19 protein-coding genes are annotated in these 19,208 nt (G+C 73.9%); 10 read left to right on the top strand and 9 right to left on the bottom strand.

The genetic code is table 11. The features are described from left to right. Window positions 1–2: 2 nt before the first annotated feature. From ACZ5HG_RS10245 to ACZ5HG_RS10230, 4 genes are all read right to left on the bottom strand, one after another. Window positions 3–902: an aminoglycoside phosphotransferase family protein gene (locus ACZ5HG_RS10245; protein ID WP_464175812.1), complete on the bottom strand. Its 900-nt coding sequence runs from the start codon at window positions 900–902 to the stop codon at window positions 3–5. 78 nt (window positions 903–980) lie between these two features. Next, a complete protein-coding gene (locus ACZ5HG_RS10240; RefSeq protein WP_464175810.1) occupies window positions 981–1,262 on the bottom strand; it encodes a hypothetical protein in 282 nt (93 codons plus the stop codon). Then, window positions 1,259–2,329 (bottom strand): hypothetical protein, encoded by a 1,071-nt coding sequence (locus tag ACZ5HG_RS10235; protein ID WP_464175807.1) that lies wholly within the window; start codon window positions 2,327–2,329, stop codon window positions 1,259–1,261. The genes ACZ5HG_RS10240 and ACZ5HG_RS10235 overlap by 4 nt, the downstream gene beginning before the upstream one ends. A 104-nt stretch (window positions 2,330–2,433) precedes the next feature. After that, complete coding sequence (locus tag ACZ5HG_RS10230; RefSeq protein ID WP_464175805.1) at window positions 2,434–3,615, bottom strand: ROK family protein; 1,182 nt, start codon at window positions 3,613–3,615, stop codon at window positions 2,434–2,436. Window positions 3,616–3,731: 116 nt separating this feature from the next. Here ACZ5HG_RS10230 and ACZ5HG_RS10225 point away from each other — a divergent pair, with 116 nt between their 5' ends. The 5 genes from ACZ5HG_RS10225 to ACZ5HG_RS10205 are packed head-to-tail and all read left to right on the top strand — an operon-like array spanning window position 3,732 to window position 9,559. Continuing rightward, entirely contained in the window at window positions 3,732–5,252 is a 1,521-nt protein-coding gene (locus tag ACZ5HG_RS10225; RefSeq protein ID WP_464175803.1) for a sugar ABC transporter ATP-binding protein, read from the top strand. Next, the gene (locus tag ACZ5HG_RS10220; protein WP_464175801.1) at window positions 5,249–6,283 is read left to right on the top strand and encodes an ABC transporter permease; all 1,035 of its coding nucleotides are present in this window, start codon (window positions 5,249–5,251) and stop codon (window positions 6,281–6,283) included. Before ACZ5HG_RS10225 ends, ACZ5HG_RS10220 begins: the two co-directional genes overlap by 4 nt. 14 nt (window positions 6,284–6,297) lie before the next feature. Continuing rightward, a complete protein-coding gene (locus tag ACZ5HG_RS10215) occupies window positions 6,298–7,350 on the top strand; it encodes a substrate-binding domain-containing protein (protein WP_464175799.1) in 1,053 nt (350 codons plus the stop codon). After that, window positions 7,350–8,537, top strand: coding sequence for a Gfo/Idh/MocA family protein (locus ACZ5HG_RS10210; RefSeq protein WP_464175797.1), 1,188 nt, complete (start codon window positions 7,350–7,352; stop codon window positions 8,535–8,537). Before ACZ5HG_RS10215 ends, ACZ5HG_RS10210 begins: the two co-directional genes overlap by 1 nt. Before the next feature lie 20 nt (window positions 8,538–8,557). Beyond that, window positions 8,558–9,559 carry a sugar phosphate isomerase/epimerase family protein gene (locus ACZ5HG_RS10205; protein WP_464175795.1) on the top strand — a complete coding sequence of 334 codons (1,002 nt, stop codon included), beginning with the start codon at window positions 8,558–8,560 and terminating at the stop codon, window positions 9,557–9,559. A gap of 4 nt (window positions 9,560–9,563) precedes the next feature. Here the strand turns inward: ACZ5HG_RS10205 and ACZ5HG_RS10200 are convergent, their stop codons facing one another. Continuing rightward, window positions 9,564–10,079 carry a CarD family transcriptional regulator gene (locus tag ACZ5HG_RS10200; protein WP_464175793.1) on the bottom strand — a complete coding sequence of 172 codons (516 nt, stop codon included), beginning with the start codon at window positions 10,077–10,079 and terminating at the stop codon, window positions 9,564–9,566. Window positions 10,080–10,355: 276 nt separating this feature from the next. Between ACZ5HG_RS10200 and ACZ5HG_RS10195 the strand changes: the two genes are divergently transcribed. From ACZ5HG_RS10195 to ACZ5HG_RS10180, 4 genes are all read left to right on the top strand, one after another. Further along, window positions 10,356–10,844 carry an SRPBCC domain-containing protein gene (locus tag ACZ5HG_RS10195; RefSeq protein WP_464175791.1) on the top strand — a complete coding sequence of 163 codons (489 nt, stop codon included), beginning with the start codon at window positions 10,356–10,358 and terminating at the stop codon, window positions 10,842–10,844. Further along, window positions 10,844–11,173, top strand: a complete 330-nt coding sequence (locus ACZ5HG_RS10190; RefSeq protein ID WP_464175789.1) for an ArsR/SmtB family transcription factor — start codon at window positions 10,844–10,846, stop codon at window positions 11,171–11,173. The genes ACZ5HG_RS10195 and ACZ5HG_RS10190 overlap by 1 nt, the downstream gene beginning before the upstream one ends. Before the next feature lie 30 nt (window positions 11,174–11,203). Next, window positions 11,204–11,647 (top strand): SRPBCC family protein, encoded by a 444-nt coding sequence (locus ACZ5HG_RS10185; protein WP_464175787.1) that lies wholly within the window; start codon window positions 11,204–11,206, stop codon window positions 11,645–11,647. A gap of 108 nt (window positions 11,648–11,755) precedes the next feature. Next, window positions 11,756–12,310: a hypothetical protein gene (locus tag ACZ5HG_RS10180; RefSeq protein ID WP_464175785.1), complete on the top strand. Its 555-nt coding sequence runs from the start codon at window positions 11,756–11,758 to the stop codon at window positions 12,308–12,310. Here the strand turns inward: ACZ5HG_RS10180 and ACZ5HG_RS10175 are convergent. Both ACZ5HG_RS10175 and ACZ5HG_RS10170 read right to left on the bottom strand, forming a co-directional pair. Further along, window positions 12,296–13,345 carry a UbiA family prenyltransferase gene (locus ACZ5HG_RS10175; protein WP_464175783.1) on the bottom strand — a complete coding sequence of 350 codons (1,050 nt, stop codon included), beginning with the start codon at window positions 13,343–13,345 and terminating at the stop codon, window positions 12,296–12,298. The two genes, ACZ5HG_RS10180 and ACZ5HG_RS10175, sit on opposite strands and share 15 nt — an antisense overlap. Then, window positions 13,342–16,107, bottom strand: coding sequence for a P-loop domain-containing protein (locus ACZ5HG_RS10170; RefSeq protein WP_464175781.1), 2,766 nt, complete (start codon window positions 16,105–16,107; stop codon window positions 13,342–13,344). Before ACZ5HG_RS10170 ends, ACZ5HG_RS10175 begins: the two co-directional genes overlap by 4 nt. Before the next feature lie 103 nt (window positions 16,108–16,210). Here ACZ5HG_RS10170 and ACZ5HG_RS10165 point away from each other — a divergent pair, with 103 nt between their 5' ends. Further along, a complete protein-coding gene (locus ACZ5HG_RS10165; protein ID WP_464175779.1) occupies window positions 16,211–16,912 on the top strand; it encodes an HAD family hydrolase in 702 nt (233 codons plus the stop codon). 18 nt (window positions 16,913–16,930) lie between these two features. Here ACZ5HG_RS10165 and ACZ5HG_RS10160 read toward each other — a convergent pair whose 3' ends face one another. Then, on the bottom strand, window positions 16,931–17,833 hold the full coding sequence (locus ACZ5HG_RS10160; RefSeq protein ID WP_464175777.1) for a RecB family exonuclease: 903 nt from the start codon (window positions 17,831–17,833) through the stop codon (window positions 16,931–16,933). Between the two features lie 86 nt (window positions 17,834–17,919). Next, window positions 17,920–19,077 carry a M20/M25/M40 family metallo-hydrolase gene (locus ACZ5HG_RS10155; protein ID WP_464175775.1) on the bottom strand — a complete coding sequence of 386 codons (1,158 nt, stop codon included), beginning with the start codon at window positions 19,075–19,077 and terminating at the stop codon, window positions 17,920–17,922. Window positions 19,078–19,208 lie beyond the last annotated feature (131 nt).

The raw sequence follows: 19,208 nt of genomic DNA, 5'->3' as shown, positions 1-19,208 counted from the left end.
CGTCACCCGGCCGGCGCAGCACCCGGGCCCCGCAGCACCCCGGTCGAGAGCAGAGCCCGCACGGCGCCCGGCCCGTGCACCGCGTCGTCCAGGCTGATCAGCGACTTCCACAGCGCCCACCCGCGCCCGCGCCGCCAGGTCGCCTCGTCGACGTCCACCGCCGCGCGGAACCGGGCTCGCGTCTCGGCGCCGAGCACGGTCCACGCCATCGCGAGGTCGCAGGCCGGGTCGCCGACGCCGGCCAGTCCGAGGTCGATGATCGCCGAGATCCGTCCGTCGGTGAGCAGCAGGTTGCCGGGGGCGACGTCGCCGTGGAACCAGCAGCGGGGCACGATCCCCGACCCCGCGTCCAGCGCGTCCGACCAGAGCGCCAGCGCCCGCTCCGCGTCGATCCGATCCCCGAGCGCCGCCACGGTGGACCGCACCTGCGCGTCCCACTGGTCCAGCGGTGCCCCGCGTCCGCTGCTGTGCTCGCCCGGTCCGGGTCCGCCGGCGGTCGGCACAGCGCGCAGCGCGCGCAGGAACGCCCCGAGGTCGTCGGCGAGCAGCCCCGGATCGACCGGATCTGCCGCGAGCAGGGTGGATCCCTCGATCCAGCGACGCACGGTCCACGGGTAGGGGTACCCGTCGCCGGGCTCGCCGACGGCGACGATCTCCGGCACGGACAGCGGCAGGGCGGCGGCGAGGTGCGGCAGCCAGGCGATCTCCTTGGCGACCTGCGGGACGTACCCGGCGGCGCTGGGCAGCCGGACGGTGAGGTCGGGGCCGAGCCGGAAGGAGCGGTTGTCCCAGCCGTCCTGCTCCATGGGTCGGACGTCGAGGTGCGCCCAGCGGGGGTGCTGCGCGGCGATCAGTCGGCGGACGAGGTCGGTGTCGATCCGGGGGCGGTCGTCGGGGTGCACGCCTGGAGGCTGCTCGATCCGACACGCCAGCGGCAACGGTTTTCGGGCCGGCTGCTCCTGGGTACCTGGAAACAGATGTCAGCCGTCGTCCCCACCGCGTCGACCGCGGAGGCGCGCGCCGAGGTGCACCGCGAGCGTCACGACGCACATCAGGGGACCGGCGATCACCAGGAACGACAGCAAGGTCAGGTCCCGCCCGAACGGGGCCAGTGCGCTGTCCAGGACGAATGCTCCCACGATGCCGACGAGGAACCCGGTCGACGCGATGGCGACTCCGCCTCGGCCGCCGCGGAGGCGCCCGAGGGCGAGCATCGCGGCGGCCGAGGCGAGCATCGCGACAGCGGCGGAGAGTGTGATCATTTCCTCAGCTCGTTCACGAGAGACCAGCACCCGCCGATCCCGAGAACCTCGAGCGCGGTCGATCCGCCGAACTTGATGAGATTCTCGACGGACTTTCGCTGCGCGGCGGTGAGTGCTGACTTGTCCTTGACGTACTGCGCGACCTTACCCAATGCAGCCTTGATCCCACCCAGTGCGGAGAGTGCTTTCTTGGCGGTCGCCGACCTGTTGATGACCGTGACCGCCTTGGCGAGCGCGGTCGCGACCTTGGAGGCCGCGAGCGGCGAGATGATGGTGGCTACCCCGGCCACGCACTGCGCCGTGGTGCTGACCCACCACCATGCGGAGGGATCGGCCACGACGGGGAAGGTCGCCCCGGTGGTGTCGACGTGCTGCGTGATGGCGCCTCCCTCGACGGAGAACGAGGTCGGCAGCTCCTTGCCGTCGGCGTCGAGCGCCCACGGGGCATCGACGACCATGATCGGCAGTCCGTCTGTCCCGACGAGTCGGAGCCCACCATCCTCCTGCGCGTGCCAGGTCGCCCCCGCGGGAACCTCCGTGGAGATCGCGAGGTCGGCGGTCGGCGCCGCATCCTCGATGACCGCGACGATCTGCACGCCGTTGTCGGTGGCGTGCACCATCACGGACCGGTCGAGGTCGAGTTCGCCGGTGACGGCGCCTCCGGACTGCTCGACGACGTCGAGACCCTCGACGTCGAACGAGACGGTCTCACCGCTGACGAGCGAGACCGTCTCGACCGAGGTGTCGCCGGTCGTGGGCAGTGCGGTGAGTATCTGCTCGGTGACGGCGATCGAACCGTCCGGCACGACGGTGTCGCCGATCAGATCGGCGATCTGCTCGGCAGCGACATCGCCACCGAGCGCTGCCAGGGCATCGAGGCCGTCGACCGAGGTCGCGGTGTCCACCCCGGGGTTCTCGTCGGGATCGGTGCCGGCGACGGCGGGGATCCCTGTCCAGCACATCGCTGCCGCGATCGTCGTGGCGAGGACAGCTCGCCTCGTGCGTGGAACCACGTCCACATTCTCGACGTCCGCCCGGCTTTTCCAGGTGGCGGTGTCGTCGAGCATTCTGGCCGAATGTGTCGCATGGCAAGGCCTGCGCCAATGTTGAGGGATAGCCCTAGCCGTTTCGGCGCATTCGTCTCGATGCGCGAGACGCCTGCCCCCACGCCCTACGCGATCAGCCGCTCCACCGCGTCCGGCGCGAGCACGTGGTCCACCGCCATGGCGCTCGCCCCGATCAGCCCGACCTGCGCGCGCGCCTGGGAGGTGACGATCCGCAGGTGCTGCGTGGCCAGGGGCAGGGAGCGCTGGTAGACGACCTCGCGGATGCCGGCGAGCAGGTGCTCCCCGGCCTCGGCGAGCACGCCGCCGATCACGACGATCGAGGGGTTGAGCAGGCTGACGCAGGCGGCGAGCACGGTGCCGATCTCGCGTCCGGCCTGGCGGACGGCGCGGCTGGCGGCGAGGTCGCCGGCGCGGACCAGGGCGACGACGTCGGTGCCTCCGGCGGCGGGCACTCCCTGGGCGGTGAGGGCCTCGGCGACGGCGCGCCCGCCGGCGACGGCCTCGAGGCAGCCGACGTTGCCGCAGCGGCAGGGGACGTCGGCGGCGCCGGGGACGGCGATGTGACCGATGTCCCCGGCGGCGCCCTGGGCCCCGCGGCGCAGCCGGCCGTCAGCGATGATCCCGGAGCCGATGCCGGTGGCGATCTTGACGAAGAGCAGGTCGTCGACGTCGGGGAAGGCGGTGCGGTGCTCGCCGAGGGCCATCACGTTGACGTCGTTGTCGACCAGCACCTCGGCGCCGAGGCGGGCGGCGAGGATGCCGGGCACGTCGACGTCGTCCCAGGCGGGCATGATCGGCGGGTTGATCGGCCGGCCGGTGGAGTGCTCGACGGGCCCGGGCAGGCCGACGCCGACGCCGACCAGGTCCTCGGTGCTGCGGCCGGTCTCGGCGATCAGCGCGCGGCCGTGGGTGACGACCCAGTCGAGGACGACGTCGGGGCCGTCGGAGATCGGCAGGTCGGCGCTGGTCTCGGCGAGGATCGTGGAGGCGAGGTCGGTGACGGCCAGGCGGGCGTGGGTGGCGCCGAGCTCGGCGGCGAGCACGACGCGGGCGGCGGGGTGGAAGGCGAAGGTCGCGGGGGGTCGGCCGCCGGTGGAGGTGGCCTCGCCGGCGGGGGTGATCAGGCCGGCGGCCATCAGGGCGTCGACGCGCTGCGCGATGGTGGACCGGGCCTGACCGGTGAGGGCGGCGAGGTCGGCGCGGGTGCGCGGGCGGCCGTCGCGGAGCAGCTGGAACATCGCGCCGGCACCGGTCTGCCGGGGGGCGAGCCTGATGAGATCCTGCATGGGCCTCAGTGAACCACGAAGTCAGGCCACTTGTGTCGGTCTCGGTTCGGTAACTTCGTCGATCGACCACCGACTTATGATTGCCAGCCGACAGAAGTGCGGGTACGTTCCGACACATGGTCAACGAGGACCGCACGCAGCCGCTGCTGGAGATGCGCGGCATCGTCAAGGAGTTCCCGGGGGCGCGTGCCCTCGACGGGGTGGACCTGGACGTCCTGCCCGGCGAGGTGCACTGCCTGCTCGGGCAGAACGGCGCGGGCAAGTCGACGCTGATCAAGGTGCTGGCCGGTGCGCACCAGCCCACCGCCGGCGAGGTGCTGGTGGACGGGCAGCCGGTGACGATCCCGCACCCGGTGGCGGCGCTGCGGCTCGGCGTGGCGACGATGTACCAGGAGCTCGACGTGGTCGAGGGGCTGACCGTCGCCGAGAACGTCTTCCTCGGGCACGAGCTGGCCAGCGCGGGCTTTTCCCGGCGCCGCGCGGCGCACCGGCGCACCCGCGAGCTGCTGGCACGGCTCGGTCACCCGGAGATCTCCCCGTCCCGTGAGGTCGGCCGGCTGTCGGCGGCGGCGCGGCAGGTGGTGGCGATGGCCCGCGCGCTGTCCCACGACGCGCGGGTGATCGTGATGGACGAGCCCTCGGCGGTGCTGGACGCGGAGGAGGTCGGCAACCTGTTCCGGGTGGTGCGCGAGCTCACCGCGAGCGGGGTGGCCGTGGTCTACATCTCGCACCGCCTCGAGGAGATCCGCGCGATCGGCGACCGGATCACCGTGCTCAAGGACGGCCGCACCGTCGCCCGCGACCTGCCGGTGGCCGGCACCCCGACCCGCGAGCTGATCCGGCTGATGACCGGCCGCTCGGTGGAGTACGTCTTCCCGCCGGACACCGCTCTTGCCCCCGACGCGCCGGTGGTGCTGGACGTCCAGGGCCTCGCCCTGCGCGGCACCTTCGCGGACGTCACCTTCCGGGTGCGGGCGGGGGAGATCGTCGGGCTCGCCGGGCTGGTCGGATCGGGGCGCTCGGAGATCCTGGAGACGGTCTACGGTGCGCGCCGGGCCACCGCCGGCACGGTCACGGTGGCGGGTCGACGGCTGCGCGCCGGGGCGGTGGGCGCGGCGGTGTCCGCCGGGGTCGGGCTGGCGCCGGAGGAGCGCAAGAGCCAGGGGCTGCTGCTGGACGAGCCGGTGTACCGGAACGTCACGCTGGCGACCTTCGGCCGGTTCGCCCGCGCCGGGTGGCTGGACGAGCGGGCCGAGCGCGCCGCCGCCCGCGAGCAGGCCGAGGCCCTCGACCTGCGGCCGACCGGGGTCGAGCGGCCGATCCGCACGCTGTCCGGCGGCAACCAGCAGAAGGCGATGCTCGCCCGCTGGCTGGTGCACGGCTGCCGGGTGCTGCTGCTGGACGAGCCGACCCGCGGCGTGGACGTCGGCGCCCGTGCGGAGATCTACGCGCTGGTGCGCCGGCTGGCCGACTCCGGAGCCGCCGTGGTGGTGGTCTCCAGCGAGATCCCGGAGGTGCTCGGCCTGGCCGACCGGGTGCTGGTGGTGTCCGAGGGACGGGTGGTGCACGAGGCCCCCGCCGCGTCGATCGACGAGCACGCCGTGCTCGACCTGGTGATGGAAGGAGCCCGCGCGTGAGCGATCAGCCCAGCCCGGCGGTCGACGAGTCGGCCCGTGTCGAGCAGGCGGTGAAGGACCAGCCGCGTCCCGGCGGCGTGCTGTCCGGATCGGTGGCCCGGACGCTCGGCCTCGTCGTCGCCCTGGTGCTGCTCGGCGTGGTCGGCTACCTGACCGCCGGCAGCCGGTTCGCCAGCCTGGACAACCTCACGGTGATCGTCAGCCAGGCCGCGATCATCGGCGTGCTGAGCATCGGCATGACCTTCGTGATCACCGCCGGCGGGATCGACCTGTCGGTGGGATCGGTGCTCGGCCTCGCCTCGGTGTGGGCGAGCACGCTGGCCACGCAGCAGATGGCGGAGCAGTACGGGCCGTGGGTGATGGTCGGCTGCGCGCTGCTGGTCGGCACCGTCGCCGGGCTGGTCAACGGGGTGCTGATCGCCTACGGCCGGGTGGTCGCGTTCATCGCCACCCTCGCGATGCTGGTGGCGGCGCGCGGGCTGGCCGAGCTGATCGCGGGCCGGCGCACGCAGCTGGTCGACGTGCGGTCCTTCGACGAGACCTTCAAGGGCGACCTGCTCGGGATGCCGAAGATCGTGTGGATCTTCGTGCTGGTGGCCGTCGCCGGCTGGTTCCTGCTCAACCGCACCACGTTCGGGCGGCGCACGGTGGCGATCGGCGGCAACCCCGAGGCCGCGCGCCTGGCCGGGATCGCGGTGCGCCGCCACCTGGTCGCCCTGTACGCGCTGTCCGGGCTGGCCGCCGGGATCGCCGCGGTGATGATGCTGGCCCGCACCGGCGCGGGGTCGTCCACCAACGGCCAGCTGTACGAGCTCGACGCCATCGCCGCCGTGGTGGTCGGCGGCACCCTGCTCGCCGGGGGTCGCGGCACGATCGTCGGCACCGTGCTGGGCGTGCTGATCTTCGCGACGCTCACCAACCTCTTCATCCAGAACAACCTGGACTCCTCGGTCCAGGCGATCTGCCGCGGCGCGATCATCATCGCCGCCGTGCTGCTCCAGCAGCGCTTCTCGTCCCGCACGCGCACCTGATCGAAGGAGATCTCATGTCGCACCGCACCGCACGACGCGCCCTGCCGCTCGCCGCCCTGGCCCTCGCCTCGGCGCTGGTGGTCACCGGCTGCACCTCGAACACCCCGGAGGAGGACGACGACGCGGGGACCAGTGCCCCGCAGGCCGTCTCGGACAACGACGAGCCCGGCGACACCGTGGTCATCGGGTTCTCCGCCCCGGCGGCCGACCACGGCTGGATGGGCGCGATCACCTCGGCCGCGCAGAAGGAGGCCGACCGCTACGAGGACGTCGAGCTGCGGGTCGCCGAGGGCACGAACGACGTCAACCTGCAGATCAGCCAGGTCGAGCAGTTCATCAACGACGGCGTGGACGCGATCGTGCTGCTGCCCTTCGACGGCGCCGCGCTGACCGACGTGGCGACCAAGGCGATGGACGCGGGGATCCCGGTGATCAACGTCGACCGCGAGTTCTCCAGCCCGTTCGCGTCTCGCGCCACGGTGCTCGGCGACAACTACGGCATGGGGGTCAGCGCCGGCACGTACATCTGCGAGGAGCTCGGGGACCAGCCGGACGCGGTGATCGCGGAGATCGCCGGGATCGACTCGCTGCCGCTCACCCAGGACCGCTCGCAGGGCTTCGCCGACGCGCTGGACGGCTGCGGCCTGCAGGTCAGCAACCGCGTGGCGGCGGACTTCACCGTGCAGGGCGGCGAGCAGGCGGCCACCAACCTGCTCCAGGCGGCCCCGCAGATCGACGCGATCTGGAACCACGACGACGACCAGGGCGTCGGCGTGCTGGCGGCGATCGAGAACGCCGGGCGCGACGAGTTCTTCATGGTCGGCGGTGCCGGGTCGGCGAACGTGATGCGGGAGATCCAGAGCGGTGACTCCGTGCTCCGCGCCACGGTGATCTACCCGTCCACCCAGGCGGCCGACGGCATCAAGCTGGCCCGGCTGATCGCGCACGGCGACCGGTCGATGAGCGACCTGGCGTCCTCCGGCGTGCCGCGCACCGTCCAGCTGTACGCACCGGTGGTGACCGCCGACAACGTCCAGCAGTACCTCGACTCGGCCTTCGAGTCCTGATGCCGGCGCAGACCCTCGGGGTGGGGATGGTCGGCCACGCCTTCATGGGAGCCGCGCACTCCCAGGCGTGGCGGACCGCCCCCCGGTTCTTCGACCTGCCGCTGGACCCCCGGATGCGGGTGCTCGGCGGCCGGGACCCGGCCCGGGCGAAGGCCGCCGCCGAGCGGCTGGGCTGGGAGAGCGCGGTGGTCGGCTGGCAGCAGGTGGTCGACCGGGAGGACGTGGACCTGGTCGACGTCTGCACCCCCGGCGACACCCACGCCGAGATCGCGGTGGCCGCGCTGGAGGCCGGCAAGCATGTGCTGTGCGAGAAGCCGCTGGCCAGCAGCCTGGCCGAGGCCGAGGCGATGACCGCCGCCGCGCAGGCCGCCGCCGCGCGCGGGGTGCGGTCGATGGTCGGTTTCACCTACCGCCGGGTGCCCGCCGTGCAGCTCGCCCACACGCTGGTCGCCGAGGGGCGGATCGGCACGGTGCGGCACGTGCGGGTAGCCTACCTGCAGGACTGGCTCACCGATCCGGAGACGCCGCTGTCCTGGCGGCTGGACCGGCAGCGCGCGGGCTCGGGGGCGCTGGGTGACATCGGGTCGCACGCGGTGGACCTGGCCGAGCACATCACCGGGGAGCGGCTGACCGGGGTGTCCGCGGTGCTGGAGACCTTCGTGCACGAGCGTCCGCTGGCCGCGGTCGGTGCGGGCGGGACCGGCGGCGGCCTCGGTGGCTCGGCGGCGTCCGGCCGGGGGCGGGGGCCGGTGACCGTGGACGACGCGGCGGTGTTCCTCGCCCGGCTGTCCGGCGGCGGGCTCGGCGTCTTCGAGGCGACCCGCGTCGCCGCCGGGCGCAAGAACGCCATCCGGCTGGAGGTCAACGGATCGCTCGGGTCCTTGGCCTTCGACTTCGAGGACATGAACGTCCTGCACTTCCACGACGCCACCGAGGACCCGGCGACGGCGGGCTTCCGCCGGATCGTGGTCACCGAGCCGCAGCACGCCTACGTGGCGCACTGGTGGCCCGCCGGGCACGGCCTCGGCTACGAGCACGCCTTCACCCACCAGGCGGTGGACCTGGTGCGGGCGATCGGCGCGGGGGACGACCCGGCTCCCTCGTTCGCCGACGGGCTGCACGTGCAGCGGGTGCTGGACGCCGTGGAGCGCAGCGCTGCCGACGCCAGCCGCTGGGTGGCGTTGTGACCGACGAGGAGGGACGAACCGTGGCACGACCGATCACCCTGTTCACCGGCCAGTGGGCCGACCTGCCCTTCGAGGAGGTGGCCCGGCTCGCGTCGGAGTGGGGCTACGACGGCCTGGAGATCGCCTGCTGGGGCGACCACCTGGACCCCTGGCGCTGGGACGACGACGCCTACGTGCGGTCCCGGCTCGACGTGCTCGACCGCTACGGGCTGAAGGTGTGGGCGATCTCGAACCACCTCAAGGGCCAGGCGGTCTGTGACGACCCGATCGACCAGCGGCACCGCGACATGCTGCCCGACGTGGTGTGGGGCGACGGCGACCCCGAGGGCGTCCGACGGCGCGCCGCGCAGGAGATGCAGCACACCGCCCGGCTGGCCGCACGCCTCGGCGTGCGCACCGTCGTCGGCTTCACCGGATCGGCGATCTGGAAGTACGTGGCGATGTTCCCTCCGGTGTCCGCCGCCGCGATCGAGGCCGGCTACCAGGACTTCGCCGACCGGTGGAACCCGATCCTGGACGTCTTCGACGAGGTCGGCGTGCGCTTCGCCCACGAGGTGCACCCGAGCGAGATCGCCTACGACTACTGGTCCACCGTCCGCACGCTGGAGGCGATCGGCCACCGGGAGGCGTTCGGGCTCAACTGGGACCCCAGCCACATGGTGTGGCAGGACCTCGACCCCGTCGGCTTCCTCTGGGACTTCCGGGACCGGATCTACCACGTGGACTGCAAGGACACGAAGAAGCGGATGACCAACGGCCGCAACGGACGCCTGGGCTCGCACCTGCCGTGGGCCGACCCGCGCCGGGGCTGGGACTTCGTCTCGACCGGGCACGGCGACGTCCCGTGGGAGGACGCGTTCCGCGCGCTGTCCGCGATCGGCTACGACGGGCCGCTGTCGGTGGAGTGGGAGGACGCGGGGATGGACCGGCTGGTCGGGGCGCCCGAGGCGCTGGCCTTCGTCCGGCGACTCGCGTTCGAGCCGCCGGACGCCGCCTTCGACGCGGCCTTCGCGTCGCGCTGAAGCGTCAGGCGGGCACGGCCAGCGGGGCGTGCCCGCCGCGGTGCAGCGCCGCCCCGAGCGCGGCCGCGGCCTCCTCCGGGGTGATCCGCAGCGCCTGCGCGACCTCGGCGGCCACCACGGCCAGCGCCTGCCGCAGCAGCTGGCCCTCGGCGGTGGCCCCGGGCTTGGCGCCGCTCGCCGCGATCTCCCGGATCACCAGGCAGGTCTGCTCCAGGTCGCCGCGGGACAGCCGCTCCTGGTGGTCCTTCATCCGACGCGCCCACTGCTGGGTCACCGGTGTCTGCGGCGCCTCAAGCAGCGCCAGCAGCTCCGCGACCCGGGCGGGGGAGTAGACCTCGCGCAGCCCGACGTCGTCGGCGCGGTCGGCCGGCACGCTGATCGTCAGCGGGTGGGTCGGCGTCCCGGCGACGAGCTCCAGGTAGGTGCGCGGTCTGCCGCCGATCACCCGCTCGACCACCCGGTCGACGCGGACCGGTCCGTGGTGGGGGTGGACGATCGTCTGGCCTTCGCTGAACGGCATTCTTCACCTCGTGCGCGGTGCGAATGTCCGGCTCGGCACCCCGCCCGCCGGCGGGTCGACCCCGGCGCTGACCGGGGCACGGGAGCCGTCGCCCGGCACGGACCGGACGGCGATCTCCTGCGAGTTCGACGGGGCGATTGTATCGGTGGGGTGTCACACGTCCCCGGGATCAGCCGGCTTCGCCCGTCCTCGCCTGAGCGCTCGTGCAACAACTGGTTGCGCATCACCGGATCGCGTCGTAGCCTCGTCTGCAACCAACCGTTGCAGGAGGATGCGATGACCACCACCGACGAGACCGGCAGCATCGAGCGCACGCTGCGCATCGCGGCGACGCCCGAGGTCGTCTACGCCGTCGTCAGCACCCCGGAGCACATCGCCGCCTGGTGGTCGGACGACGTCGACCTCGACGGCACCGGCCCCGGTGCCCGCGGGTCGCTGGTGTTCGGCGACCGGGGGAGCGCCGAGGCGGTGGTCGAGGGCTTCGAGGTGGTCGAGGCCGACCCGCCGCGCTCCTTCACCTTCCGCTGGGGGCACCCCGCCGGGTCGGCGGCCGGCCCGGCGACGTCCTACCTGGTGACCTTCGCGCTGGAGGACGACGGCGCCGGCACGCTGCTGCGGATGACCGAGACCGGCTTCCGCGAGCGCGGCTGGGAGGTCGCCGTGCTGGAGCAGGCCTACGCCGACCACGTCGCGGGCTGGGCGCACTTCCTGCCCCGCCTCGTCACCCACGCCGAGGCGGTCGCGCAGGGCACGGGGGGCGCGTGATGACCGACGACGCGCTGTGGTCCGCGATCGGCGACCCCACCCGGCGCCGGCTGCTCGACGTGCTGCTCGCCGAGGGCCCCGGCACGGCGACCACCCTGGCCGCGCACGTGCCGGTGACCCGGCAGGCGGTCGCCAAGCACCTCGCCGTGCTCGACCGGGCCGGCCTGGTCCGCTCCTCCGCCGAGGGGCGCGAGCGGCGGTTCCGGGTGGACGAGGCGCAGCTCGCGCGGGCGGCGGCCGAGCTGGACGCGGTCGGCCGGGCCTGGGACGCGCGCCTGCGCCGCATCGCCCGCATCGCCGAGGCGATCCACCAGCAGAGCACGCACTGATCCGCCAGCACCCACCAGAAGGAGAGCACCATGGTCGACATCCGGCACCGGATCGGCATCCGGGCATCGCAGGACGCGGTCTACGCCGCCCTGGCCACCCGCGAGGGTGTCGCCGGTTGGTGGTCCAGCGGCACCCAGGGCGACGGCAGCCTCGGGGGGCGGCTCACGCTGCCGTTCCGCGCCCCCGAGCCGTACCTGGTCGAGGTGGTGACCGCCGAGCCGGCGACGCACGTGCGCTGGCGGGTGGTCGAGGGGCCGGCCGAGTGGATCGGGACGCACGTCGACTTCCGGCTCAGTCGGCCGGGGGAGCAGACCGTGGTGCTGTTCACCCACGAGGGCTGGGCGGAGCCGGTGGAGTTCCTGCACCACTGCTCGACCAAGTGGGCCGCGTACCTGTTCAGCCTGCGCGAGCTGGTCGAGCGGGGCGCGGGGCGGCCGGGGCCGTACGACCTGAAGATCGACGACTGGGACTGAGCGCGCAGGTCGGGGCCGATCGTCCCTTGTCCGGCCTCCCGGCCTTCCCCTAGCCTCGCGTCATCCTGACGGCAGCGGGCGCGCGGGCGGACGGACGGGGTGAGGGCGATGGCCAGGACGAGGGCCGCGGCGATCCTGGCGCGCCGCGCGGTGGTGGCGGTCGGGCTGACCACGGTGCTGCTCATGACCCCGTCGTCGGCGCTCGCCGGGCCGCCGCCTGTGCCCGGCGGGGCGATCTCAGCGCTCCCGGCCTGGCTCGACGTCAACAGCGTCGAGGGGATCGTCACCATGGTCGTGGCGGTCGTCACCCTGGTCGGCAGTGCTGCTGCGGCGGTGCGCACCCGTTTCCGGGTGGAGCTCGCGGTCACCTCCCGTCCGCACGAGGAGCGCCCGGGGAGCCGGGTCGTCACCCTGACCAACAGCGGGCGCTGGTCCGGTCGGGACGTGCGGCTGCTCTGGCAGCGGGCAGGTGAGGACGCATGGCTCTATGTCGTGCACCGCAACCCGTTCCCGCTCGCAAGCGGGGTCCAGCCGGGCGCTCCCTTCTCCTTCGAGGTGGACCTCGCCCCGCTGTCCTGGGACGAGGTCGTCACCACTGTCGAGTGGGCCCGCTGGTGGCGCAGGAAGGCCCGGAAGACGCTGACGGTGTCAGACGTGGTCTGAGCGCACCGTCGCGCCGGCGACCGAGCGGCCGAAGCCCTGCTCGGCCCGTCCGCGTCCGGTGGGTGACAGCACCGACACCAGCACCAGCGCCGCGGTGCAGACCAGCCACGGAACCGGGTGCCCGAACGCCACCACCGGGGCGAGCGCGCCCACGTAGGTCAGGGGCAGCATCACCACGGTCGGACGGACGACCGCTTCGAGGTCCGGGAACGCTCGGTGGCCCCGGTGCGCGAGCACGAGTGCCGGGACCACCGCCAGCGCCCAGGCGCCGAGGGTCGGGACGAGCCGCTGCGGGCCGGAGACGAGCACGGCGGCGACGCCCGTCACCACGCAGGCGGTCGCGATCCCGGCGGTACCCACCGGACCGGCGCGCCGTACTCGCGGACCGCTCACCGTGGGGGCGAACGCGAGCAGCCAGCCGGCGGTGGTGATCCGGCCGTGCATCCGGTCGTTCTCGTAGTCGCGGAAGCCGCCGTAGAAGCCGGTGTAGAGAGCCACCAGGAGCCCGTAGCCGACGGTCCACACGAGGACGGCGAGGTCGAGCCGGCCGGCCAGTGCGCAGGCGACCGGTGCCGGCGAGGCGTAGGCCAGCCCGCAGACGGCGTCGGCCAGCAGGGGGTGCGAGTCGGTGCGGCCCCGGTAGTTATAGAAGGCGAAGCCGAGCAGGACCGCCGCGGCGAGCGCGAGTGCCGTCCACGCGTGCAGCAGCAGGGGTATCAGCAGCACCGACGAGGCGCCGAGCAGCACCACCGTGTGCGCCAGCCACAGCGGCGCTCGTCCCGACGGCAGAGGCATCACCGAGCGGCGCGCGCTGGTGCGGTCGACCTCGAGATCCGCGAGGTCGTTCTGCACGGCGCTGAACAGGTGGACGCCGAGACCGAAGCCGATCGCGAGGGTCACATCCGCCGCGTTCGGGGCCCGTGCGGTCCAGAACGCGCCGACGACGCTGGGCACCAGGGTGGTGATCGCCAGCGGAAGCCGGAGGAACTGGCCGATGTCCCGCGCGACCCGGTCCGCGCGGCCCAGCACCGTCACGGCGTCCTCCCGTCGTATCCGAACAGCAGGCCGATCCGGTATCCCCGGTCAGCGACGGCACGGACGAAGGTCACCGGCATCGTCCGGGACCAGCGCCGCGCGCTGCGTAACCGCACGGCGCGGTCGACCGCCGGGATGAACAGTGCGTCGCGAAGCCCTGGGTACTCGAAGACCGCCAGGGCGGCTGCGGTGGCGAAGCGGGAGACGTCGCGCAGCTGCTCGCCCAGCGCGGGGCTGCACCGGGCCCGGATCACCTCGGCGCCGCCACGCCCGAGGCCGGCGGTGATCCCCGGGAGCAGGACGGCGAGGGCCTCGGGTCGCAGCGACACCACGGCGGCGACCGCGTCCACCGCCTCGTCGCGGGCGATCGGGCCGCGCGCGCCCGACAGCGCCGCAACCAGGCCGGGGAGGAGCGCCCCCGCGTCGTGCGAGGCGCCGACCGCGGCGACGACGGGTGTCAGTCCGTCGGACCTGCCGAGCGGGTGGCTGGTGGCCCAGTGGGCGTCGAGCAGTCGTTCGACCGACGGGAGGACGGCGACCTGCTGCTCGACCGGGACCGCGAGCACCGACTGAAGCATCAAGGCGACGGCGGTCGGCGACAGCGGTGCCTGCACGACCTCGGCGAAGGCGGCGACGTACTCGTCGGCGTCACGGAAGGCAGTCGACGCGGCGGCGCAGCCCAGGACCAGGCTCGACCAGTCGCCGGCCGCGGACATCGCGACCGCGATGCTGCGCGCGTCGAGGACCCCGTCAGCGGCCTGGTCGAGCAGCGCGGTCGTCAGGGCACGTTCCTGCGCGGGTACCGGTCCGACGGCCAGCCCGGCTGTCGTCACCGTGCGGCCGAGGGTGGCCCCGATCTGCCCGGCGAACAGCCGGGCGAGTCCGCGCGCCAGCACGGGGGGCCAGCCGGGCAGGTGCAGGCGGTCGATGAGGATCGTCTCCCAGAACACCGACGAGGCCTCGATCTCGACCGTCGACCGGGGGTCGGAGATCCACGACCCGATGGTCACGTCGGCGGCGAACCTTCCGAAGGTGAGCATCGCGGCCGGTCGCCACGACCGCGGTCGCCGCGCGGTGGCGGCGCGCAGCAGGGCGGAGCCGACGCGGGTGCCGACCTCGTCGGTGCGCACCCAGTCGTGGCCGATCCGGGCGCCGAGGTCGGCTCTCCGCGCGCCGCGTCCCCGGGTGCCGACCCACCAGAGCTCGGCCGCCTGGGCCTCCCGGTCGGTGATGAGCGGGAGCGTGCGAGAGCAGAGGTTCGCGGCCGAGGGGAGCCCGCTGCGCGCGAGCGCCCGGAGCACCCGATGTCGCAGCCCCGGCCCGCACGCCGCGATCAGGTCGGGGCCGATGACGGCGAGCCGGTCCTGGACGACGCCGCTGGGAGACCCCAGCAGGCGGATCAACCTGCGTGGGGCGCTGGAGGTCCAGGTCGCTCGGGTGAGCAGGGCGCGGACGTAGCTCTCGGTCGCAGCCTCGACCAGGGCGCGCGGGTGGTCGTCGAGGGGGTGGACCAGCCGATCGCCGACGATCCTCACGATCCTGGTGAGCCGGGCGTCGTAGTCGCCGCCGGTGAGGTCCGCGGCGACCGCGTGGTACAGGCCCTTGCTGAACAGGTACGGATCGGTGACGCCCCGACCGCCTCGGCGGCCGACCGCGGCGAGGTGGTTCGCGACGATGGCATGCCCGTGCGCGGACGCCTCGCGGCCGTCGTCCAGCCGATCGTGCAGGATCTCCACGGCGTAGTGGTCCGAGTGCATCGAGATCGTCCCTGCGTGCACCCGCACGAAAGGGCTGACTGCGCGCAGCGCCTCGGCGAACCGGCGCTCGTCGGTCCGCAGCATCTCGCGGACGACGTCGCGCGGGACCGGGCCGGTGAGCACGGCCGCGACGACGAGGAGGCGCCGGGCGAGCTCGCGCTGCTCGCCGTCGCCGACCCGGTGCAAGCACGCCTGGACGTCCTCACGCAGCCGTGGGTCGAACCGGCCGACCGGTGCCTCCCTTGCCGTGCCGTCGATGAGCACGTCGCGCAGGCATGTGAAGTCTTTGGAGACCACCTCCATGCCGGAGAGCCGCTCGGGCGGCCGGACCGGGAGCCCACGAGCCTGCGCCTCGGCGGCATACGCGAGCAGGTCGTCGCGCCACTCGCCGTCGAACGTGTCGGACGTCAGCTCGAGCACGCTCACCGGCAGGGCCGAGGTCAGCGCGCCGATCGCCTCGGTGTCGACGTCCTGGCAGGTCATGACGAGACGGATCTGCGGGGGCAGGTCGTCCAGGTCGTCACGCAGGAACGCGACCAGGCGCTGACCCGTGCGCGTGTGGTCCTGGTCGAGCCCGTCGACGCAGATGTAGAGGTGCTGGTCCGGGTCGAGCCGTGCCGCGAGAGCGCGCAGCCGGGGGAGCAGGTACTTGCGCCAGCGGTGGCTCGGGCCGGGGCCCTCCAGGCGGGGATCCGCACCGGAGGTCGCTGGCTGCGGGTCCTGCCGGTCGAGGTCGACCTCGATCGACATGAGGAAGTCGGCGACCGGGTTCGCGGACCCGTCGGTCTCGCGGTCGCACACGTGGAGGAGGGTGTGCCGTGCCCCGGGCAGCAGCCCGGGCATGCCGTGCAGCCGCTTCAGCAGCGTCGACTTGCCGCTGCGGCGCCGCCCGGTGATCAGCAGGTGCTGGGCGTGGCCGGCCAGGTGCCGGCGCACCTGGTCGGTGAGCCACGCTCGGTCGAGGTCGATGCCGAGCCACGCGGTGAGTTCGGCCGCCTGAGTCATCGGGGCTCATGCTAGGAGCGGCGGGCCTGCTGCGGGGGTGGATTCGCCGGTCGACTTCCCTGGCGTTCACCGGCCGGTCCCACGCTCCGGTTAGCCTCGTGCGGTGACCGAGTCGACTGCCACCGCCCTGCCCGACACCGCCCTGCCCGCCGCGATCCTCTGGGACATGGACGGCACCCTGATCAACTCCGAGCCGCTGTGGATGGCGGCCGAGAGCGAGCTGGTCGAGTCCTGGGGCGGCACCTGGAGCCACGACGACGGGCTGACCCTGGTCGGCAACCCGATGCGGGTGTCGGCGGAGGTGCTGCGGGGCCGGGGCGTGGGCCTGTCGGTGGACGAGGTGATCGACTTCCTCAACGGCCGGGTGGCGGCGGCGGTGGCGGCGGACACGCCGTGGCAGCCGGGGGCGCGCGAGCTGATGACGGCGGTGGCGGCGCTGGGCGTGCCGCAGGCGCTGGTGACCTCGTCCTACCGCGAGCTGGCCGATCCGTTCGCGGCGACGGCGGGGCTGTTCGACGTGGTGGTGGCGGGGGACGACGTGCGGGCGCCGAAGCCGGACCCGGAGCCGTACCTGACCGCCGCGCAGCGCCTGGGCGTGGACATCGCGCGGTGCGTGGTGGTGGAGGACTCGCCGACCGGCATCACCTCGGGCGTGGCCTCGGGGGCGCGGGTGCTGGCGGTGGAGGTGTTCCGGGAGATCCCGGCGCTGCCCGGGCTGAGCGTGACCGGGTCGCTGGCGGACGTGACGGTGGACGACCTGCTGCGGATCGGCCGGGGCGACGTGCTGGACCTGCTCGGCCGCTGACCGGGCATCCAGCGGCCGTCAGGACGCGATCGGCACCACGCCGATCGCCCGCTCGACGGCGCCCTCGGGGATCTCCGGGGGCGTGCCGCCGAACTCGGGGCAGATCGCCCGGTGCGCGCACCAGTCGCACAGCCGGGACCGCCGGGTGCGCCACTGCCCGGTGCGGGCGGACTCCTCGATCGACTCCCACAGCGACCGCAGCCGCAGCTCCAGCGTGCGCATCTCCTCCTCGGACGGCTGGTGCCGGAGGATCTGCCCGTTGCCGAGGTAGACGAGCTGGAGCATCCGGGGCAGCACGCCGCGCTCGCGCCAGAGCACGTAGGAGTAGAAGCGCATCTGGAACAGCGCGGAGCCCTCGTAGCCGGGGTTCGGCGACTTGCCGGTCTTGTAGTCGACCACCCGCAGCGCGCCGTCGGGGGCGACGTCGAGGCGGTCCACGATGCCGCGCAGCTGCGGCCCGTCGTCGAGCTGGGTGCGCACGGACAGCTCGCGCTCGCCGGGCTGGAGGCGGTTCGGGTCCTCCAGGGTGAAGTAGGTGTCGAGCAGCAGCCGCGCGGTGCCGAGCCACGCCTCGCGCTCCTCCTCGGAGGCGAACAGGCCGGTCACCTCGGGGGAGCGCTCCAGCAACCGGTCCCAGGCCTCGGGGATCAGATCGTGCGCGGCGGCGGTGGTGCGCTCGCCGAGCGGCAGGTCGTACAGCCGCTCGAGCACGCTGTGCACCAGGGTGCCGCGGGCGGCGGCGCTGCTCGGCGGCTCGGGCAGCCGGTCGACCACCCGGAACCGGAACAGCAGCGGGCACTGCTGGTAGTCGTTGGCCCGCGAGGGCGACAGCCCGGGGACGCGCGGCTCCGGGCTCGGCTCCACGTCACCGGCGGCGTCGGCGGTGCTGGGGACGAGGAGCTGCGGGTCGGAGGTCGTCACCCGACGAGCGTAGGCGCTGCCGCCCACACGCCCGGCCCGATCGCGCAGTGCGGCGCCGGGCTCAGGCCGCGCGCCCGCGCGCGCAGTCAAGCCCGGTGCAGCACCGCGGCCAGCAGCGCGGCGCGCTCCGCGATCGATCCCACCCGCACGTGCTCGGTGACGGCGTGCGCCCCGCCGCCCAGCGGCCCGAACCCGTCGAGGGTCGGCACGCCGAGCGCCCCGGTGAGGTTGGTGTCGGCGGCCCCGGGGGCGGCGGCACCGGTCACCTGCTGACCGATCGTGCCGGCGGCCTCGGCGACGCGGTCGAGCAGCGCGTCGGAGGTGCCCGGTCCCCAGGCGGGCCGCCGGGACAGCACGTCGACGCCGACCACCGCCCCGGGGCGCACCGGTGCGGGGGCCAGCAGCCGGGCCAGCACCTGCTCCTCCTCGGCGGTGGTGACGAACCGCAGCCCGATCTCGGCCTCGGCCGCCGCCGAGACGACGTTGGTGCGGGTGCCGCCGCGCACGGTGCCGACGTTGGCGAGCACGTCGGGGTGGTCGGCGAGCACGGTGCGCACGGCGATCAGCTGGTCGACCAGCTCGTCGATCGCCGGGACGCCGGCACCGGGGTCGACGGCGGCGTGGGCGGCGCGGCCGGTGACGTGCAGCCGCAGCCGGGTCGAGCCGCGCCGGGAGGTCTTCAGCGTGCCGTCGGCCATCGGCGCCTCCAGACCGAGCGCGTAGGCGACGTCGGCGGCGCTCGCGCGGACCAGGTCGGCGGAGGTGGGGGAGCCGACCTCCTCGTCCGGGGTGCTGACCAGCACCACCGGGCGGTGTGGCAGCCCGAGGTCGCGCAGCAGCGCGACGGCGGCCAGGGCGACGACGATCCCGCCCTTCATGTCGTAGGTGCCGGGCCCGTGCAGCAGGTCGCCGTCCTCGCGCAGCGGCACGGCGCCGGCCAGCGAGCCGACCGGGTGCACGGTGTCGTGGTGCACCAGCAGCAGCGCGGGGCGGTGGTCGGCACCCGGCGTCCCCGCCAGGTGCAGCCGCACCGCGTCGCCGGAGCCCGATCCCGACGCCGCCCCCGTGGCCCCCAGCGGCACCCGGCCGCCGGTCATCCCGAGCGCACCCGCGTCGGCGACCAGCACGTCGGCGAAGGAGTCCAGCGCGGCGGCGTCGCCGGTGGGGGTCTCGTGGCCGGCATAGCGGAGCAGGCGTGCCACGTCCTGCGGCAGGCGCGCCTGGGCGGCGGCGGTGAGGTCCATGGATACGCAACGTAGACCCGCGCCCGACACCGGGCAAGCACGAGGTCCCGTCGATCCGACCGGTGAACATCCGTCACGTATCCGCGCGATCGGGTCTACGCTCACCCGCAGATCCACCCGCTCCCGATCCG

It is taken from the genome of Cellulomonas sp. GTC20042 (genome assembly GCF_055389595.1).
Note: the sequence above shows the minus strand (reverse complement) of the source record. Positions and strands in the feature narration are given on the sequence as shown.

Excerpts from the sequence above, each read along its gene's own strand:
- ACZ5HG_RS10170 (WP_464175781.1), bottom strand. The coding sequence starts at position 16,107 with ATGACTCAGGCGGCCGAACTCACCGCGTGGCTCGGCATCGACCTCGAC.
- ACZ5HG_RS10240 (WP_464175810.1), bottom strand. The coding sequence starts at position 1,262 with ATGATCACACTCTCCGCCGCTGTCGCGATGCTCGCCTCGGCCGCCGCG.
- ACZ5HG_RS10180 (WP_464175785.1), top strand. The coding sequence starts at position 11,756 with ATGGCCAGGACGAGGGCCGCGGCGATCCTGGCGCGCCGCGCGGTGGTG.
- ACZ5HG_RS10235 (WP_464175807.1), bottom strand. The coding sequence starts at position 2,329 with ATGCTCGACGACACCGCCACCTGGAAAAGCCGGGCGGACGTCGAGAAT.
- ACZ5HG_RS10190 (WP_464175789.1), top strand. The coding sequence starts at position 10,844 with ATGACCGACGACGCGCTGTGGTCCGCGATCGGCGACCCCACCCGGCGC.
- ACZ5HG_RS10210 (WP_464175797.1), top strand. The coding sequence starts at position 7,350 with ATGCCGGCGCAGACCCTCGGGGTGGGGATGGTCGGCCACGCCTTCATG.
- ACZ5HG_RS10215 (WP_464175799.1), top strand. The coding sequence starts at position 6,298 with ATGTCGCACCGCACCGCACGACGCGCCCTGCCGCTCGCCGCCCTGGCC.
- ACZ5HG_RS10195 (WP_464175791.1), top strand. The coding sequence starts at position 10,356 with ATGACCACCACCGACGAGACCGGCAGCATCGAGCGCACGCTGCGCATC.
- ACZ5HG_RS10200 (WP_464175793.1), bottom strand. The coding sequence starts at position 10,079 with ATGCCGTTCAGCGAAGGCCAGACGATCGTCCACCCCCACCACGGACCG.
- ACZ5HG_RS10230 (WP_464175805.1), bottom strand. The coding sequence starts at position 3,615 with ATGCAGGATCTCATCAGGCTCGCCCCCCGGCAGACCGGTGCCGGCGCG.
- ACZ5HG_RS10155 (WP_464175775.1), bottom strand. The coding sequence starts at position 19,077 with ATGGACCTCACCGCCGCCGCCCAGGCGCGCCTGCCGCAGGACGTGGCA.
- ACZ5HG_RS10185 (WP_464175787.1), top strand. The coding sequence starts at position 11,204 with ATGGTCGACATCCGGCACCGGATCGGCATCCGGGCATCGCAGGACGCG.
- ACZ5HG_RS10225 (WP_464175803.1), top strand. The coding sequence starts at position 3,732 with ATGGTCAACGAGGACCGCACGCAGCCGCTGCTGGAGATGCGCGGCATC.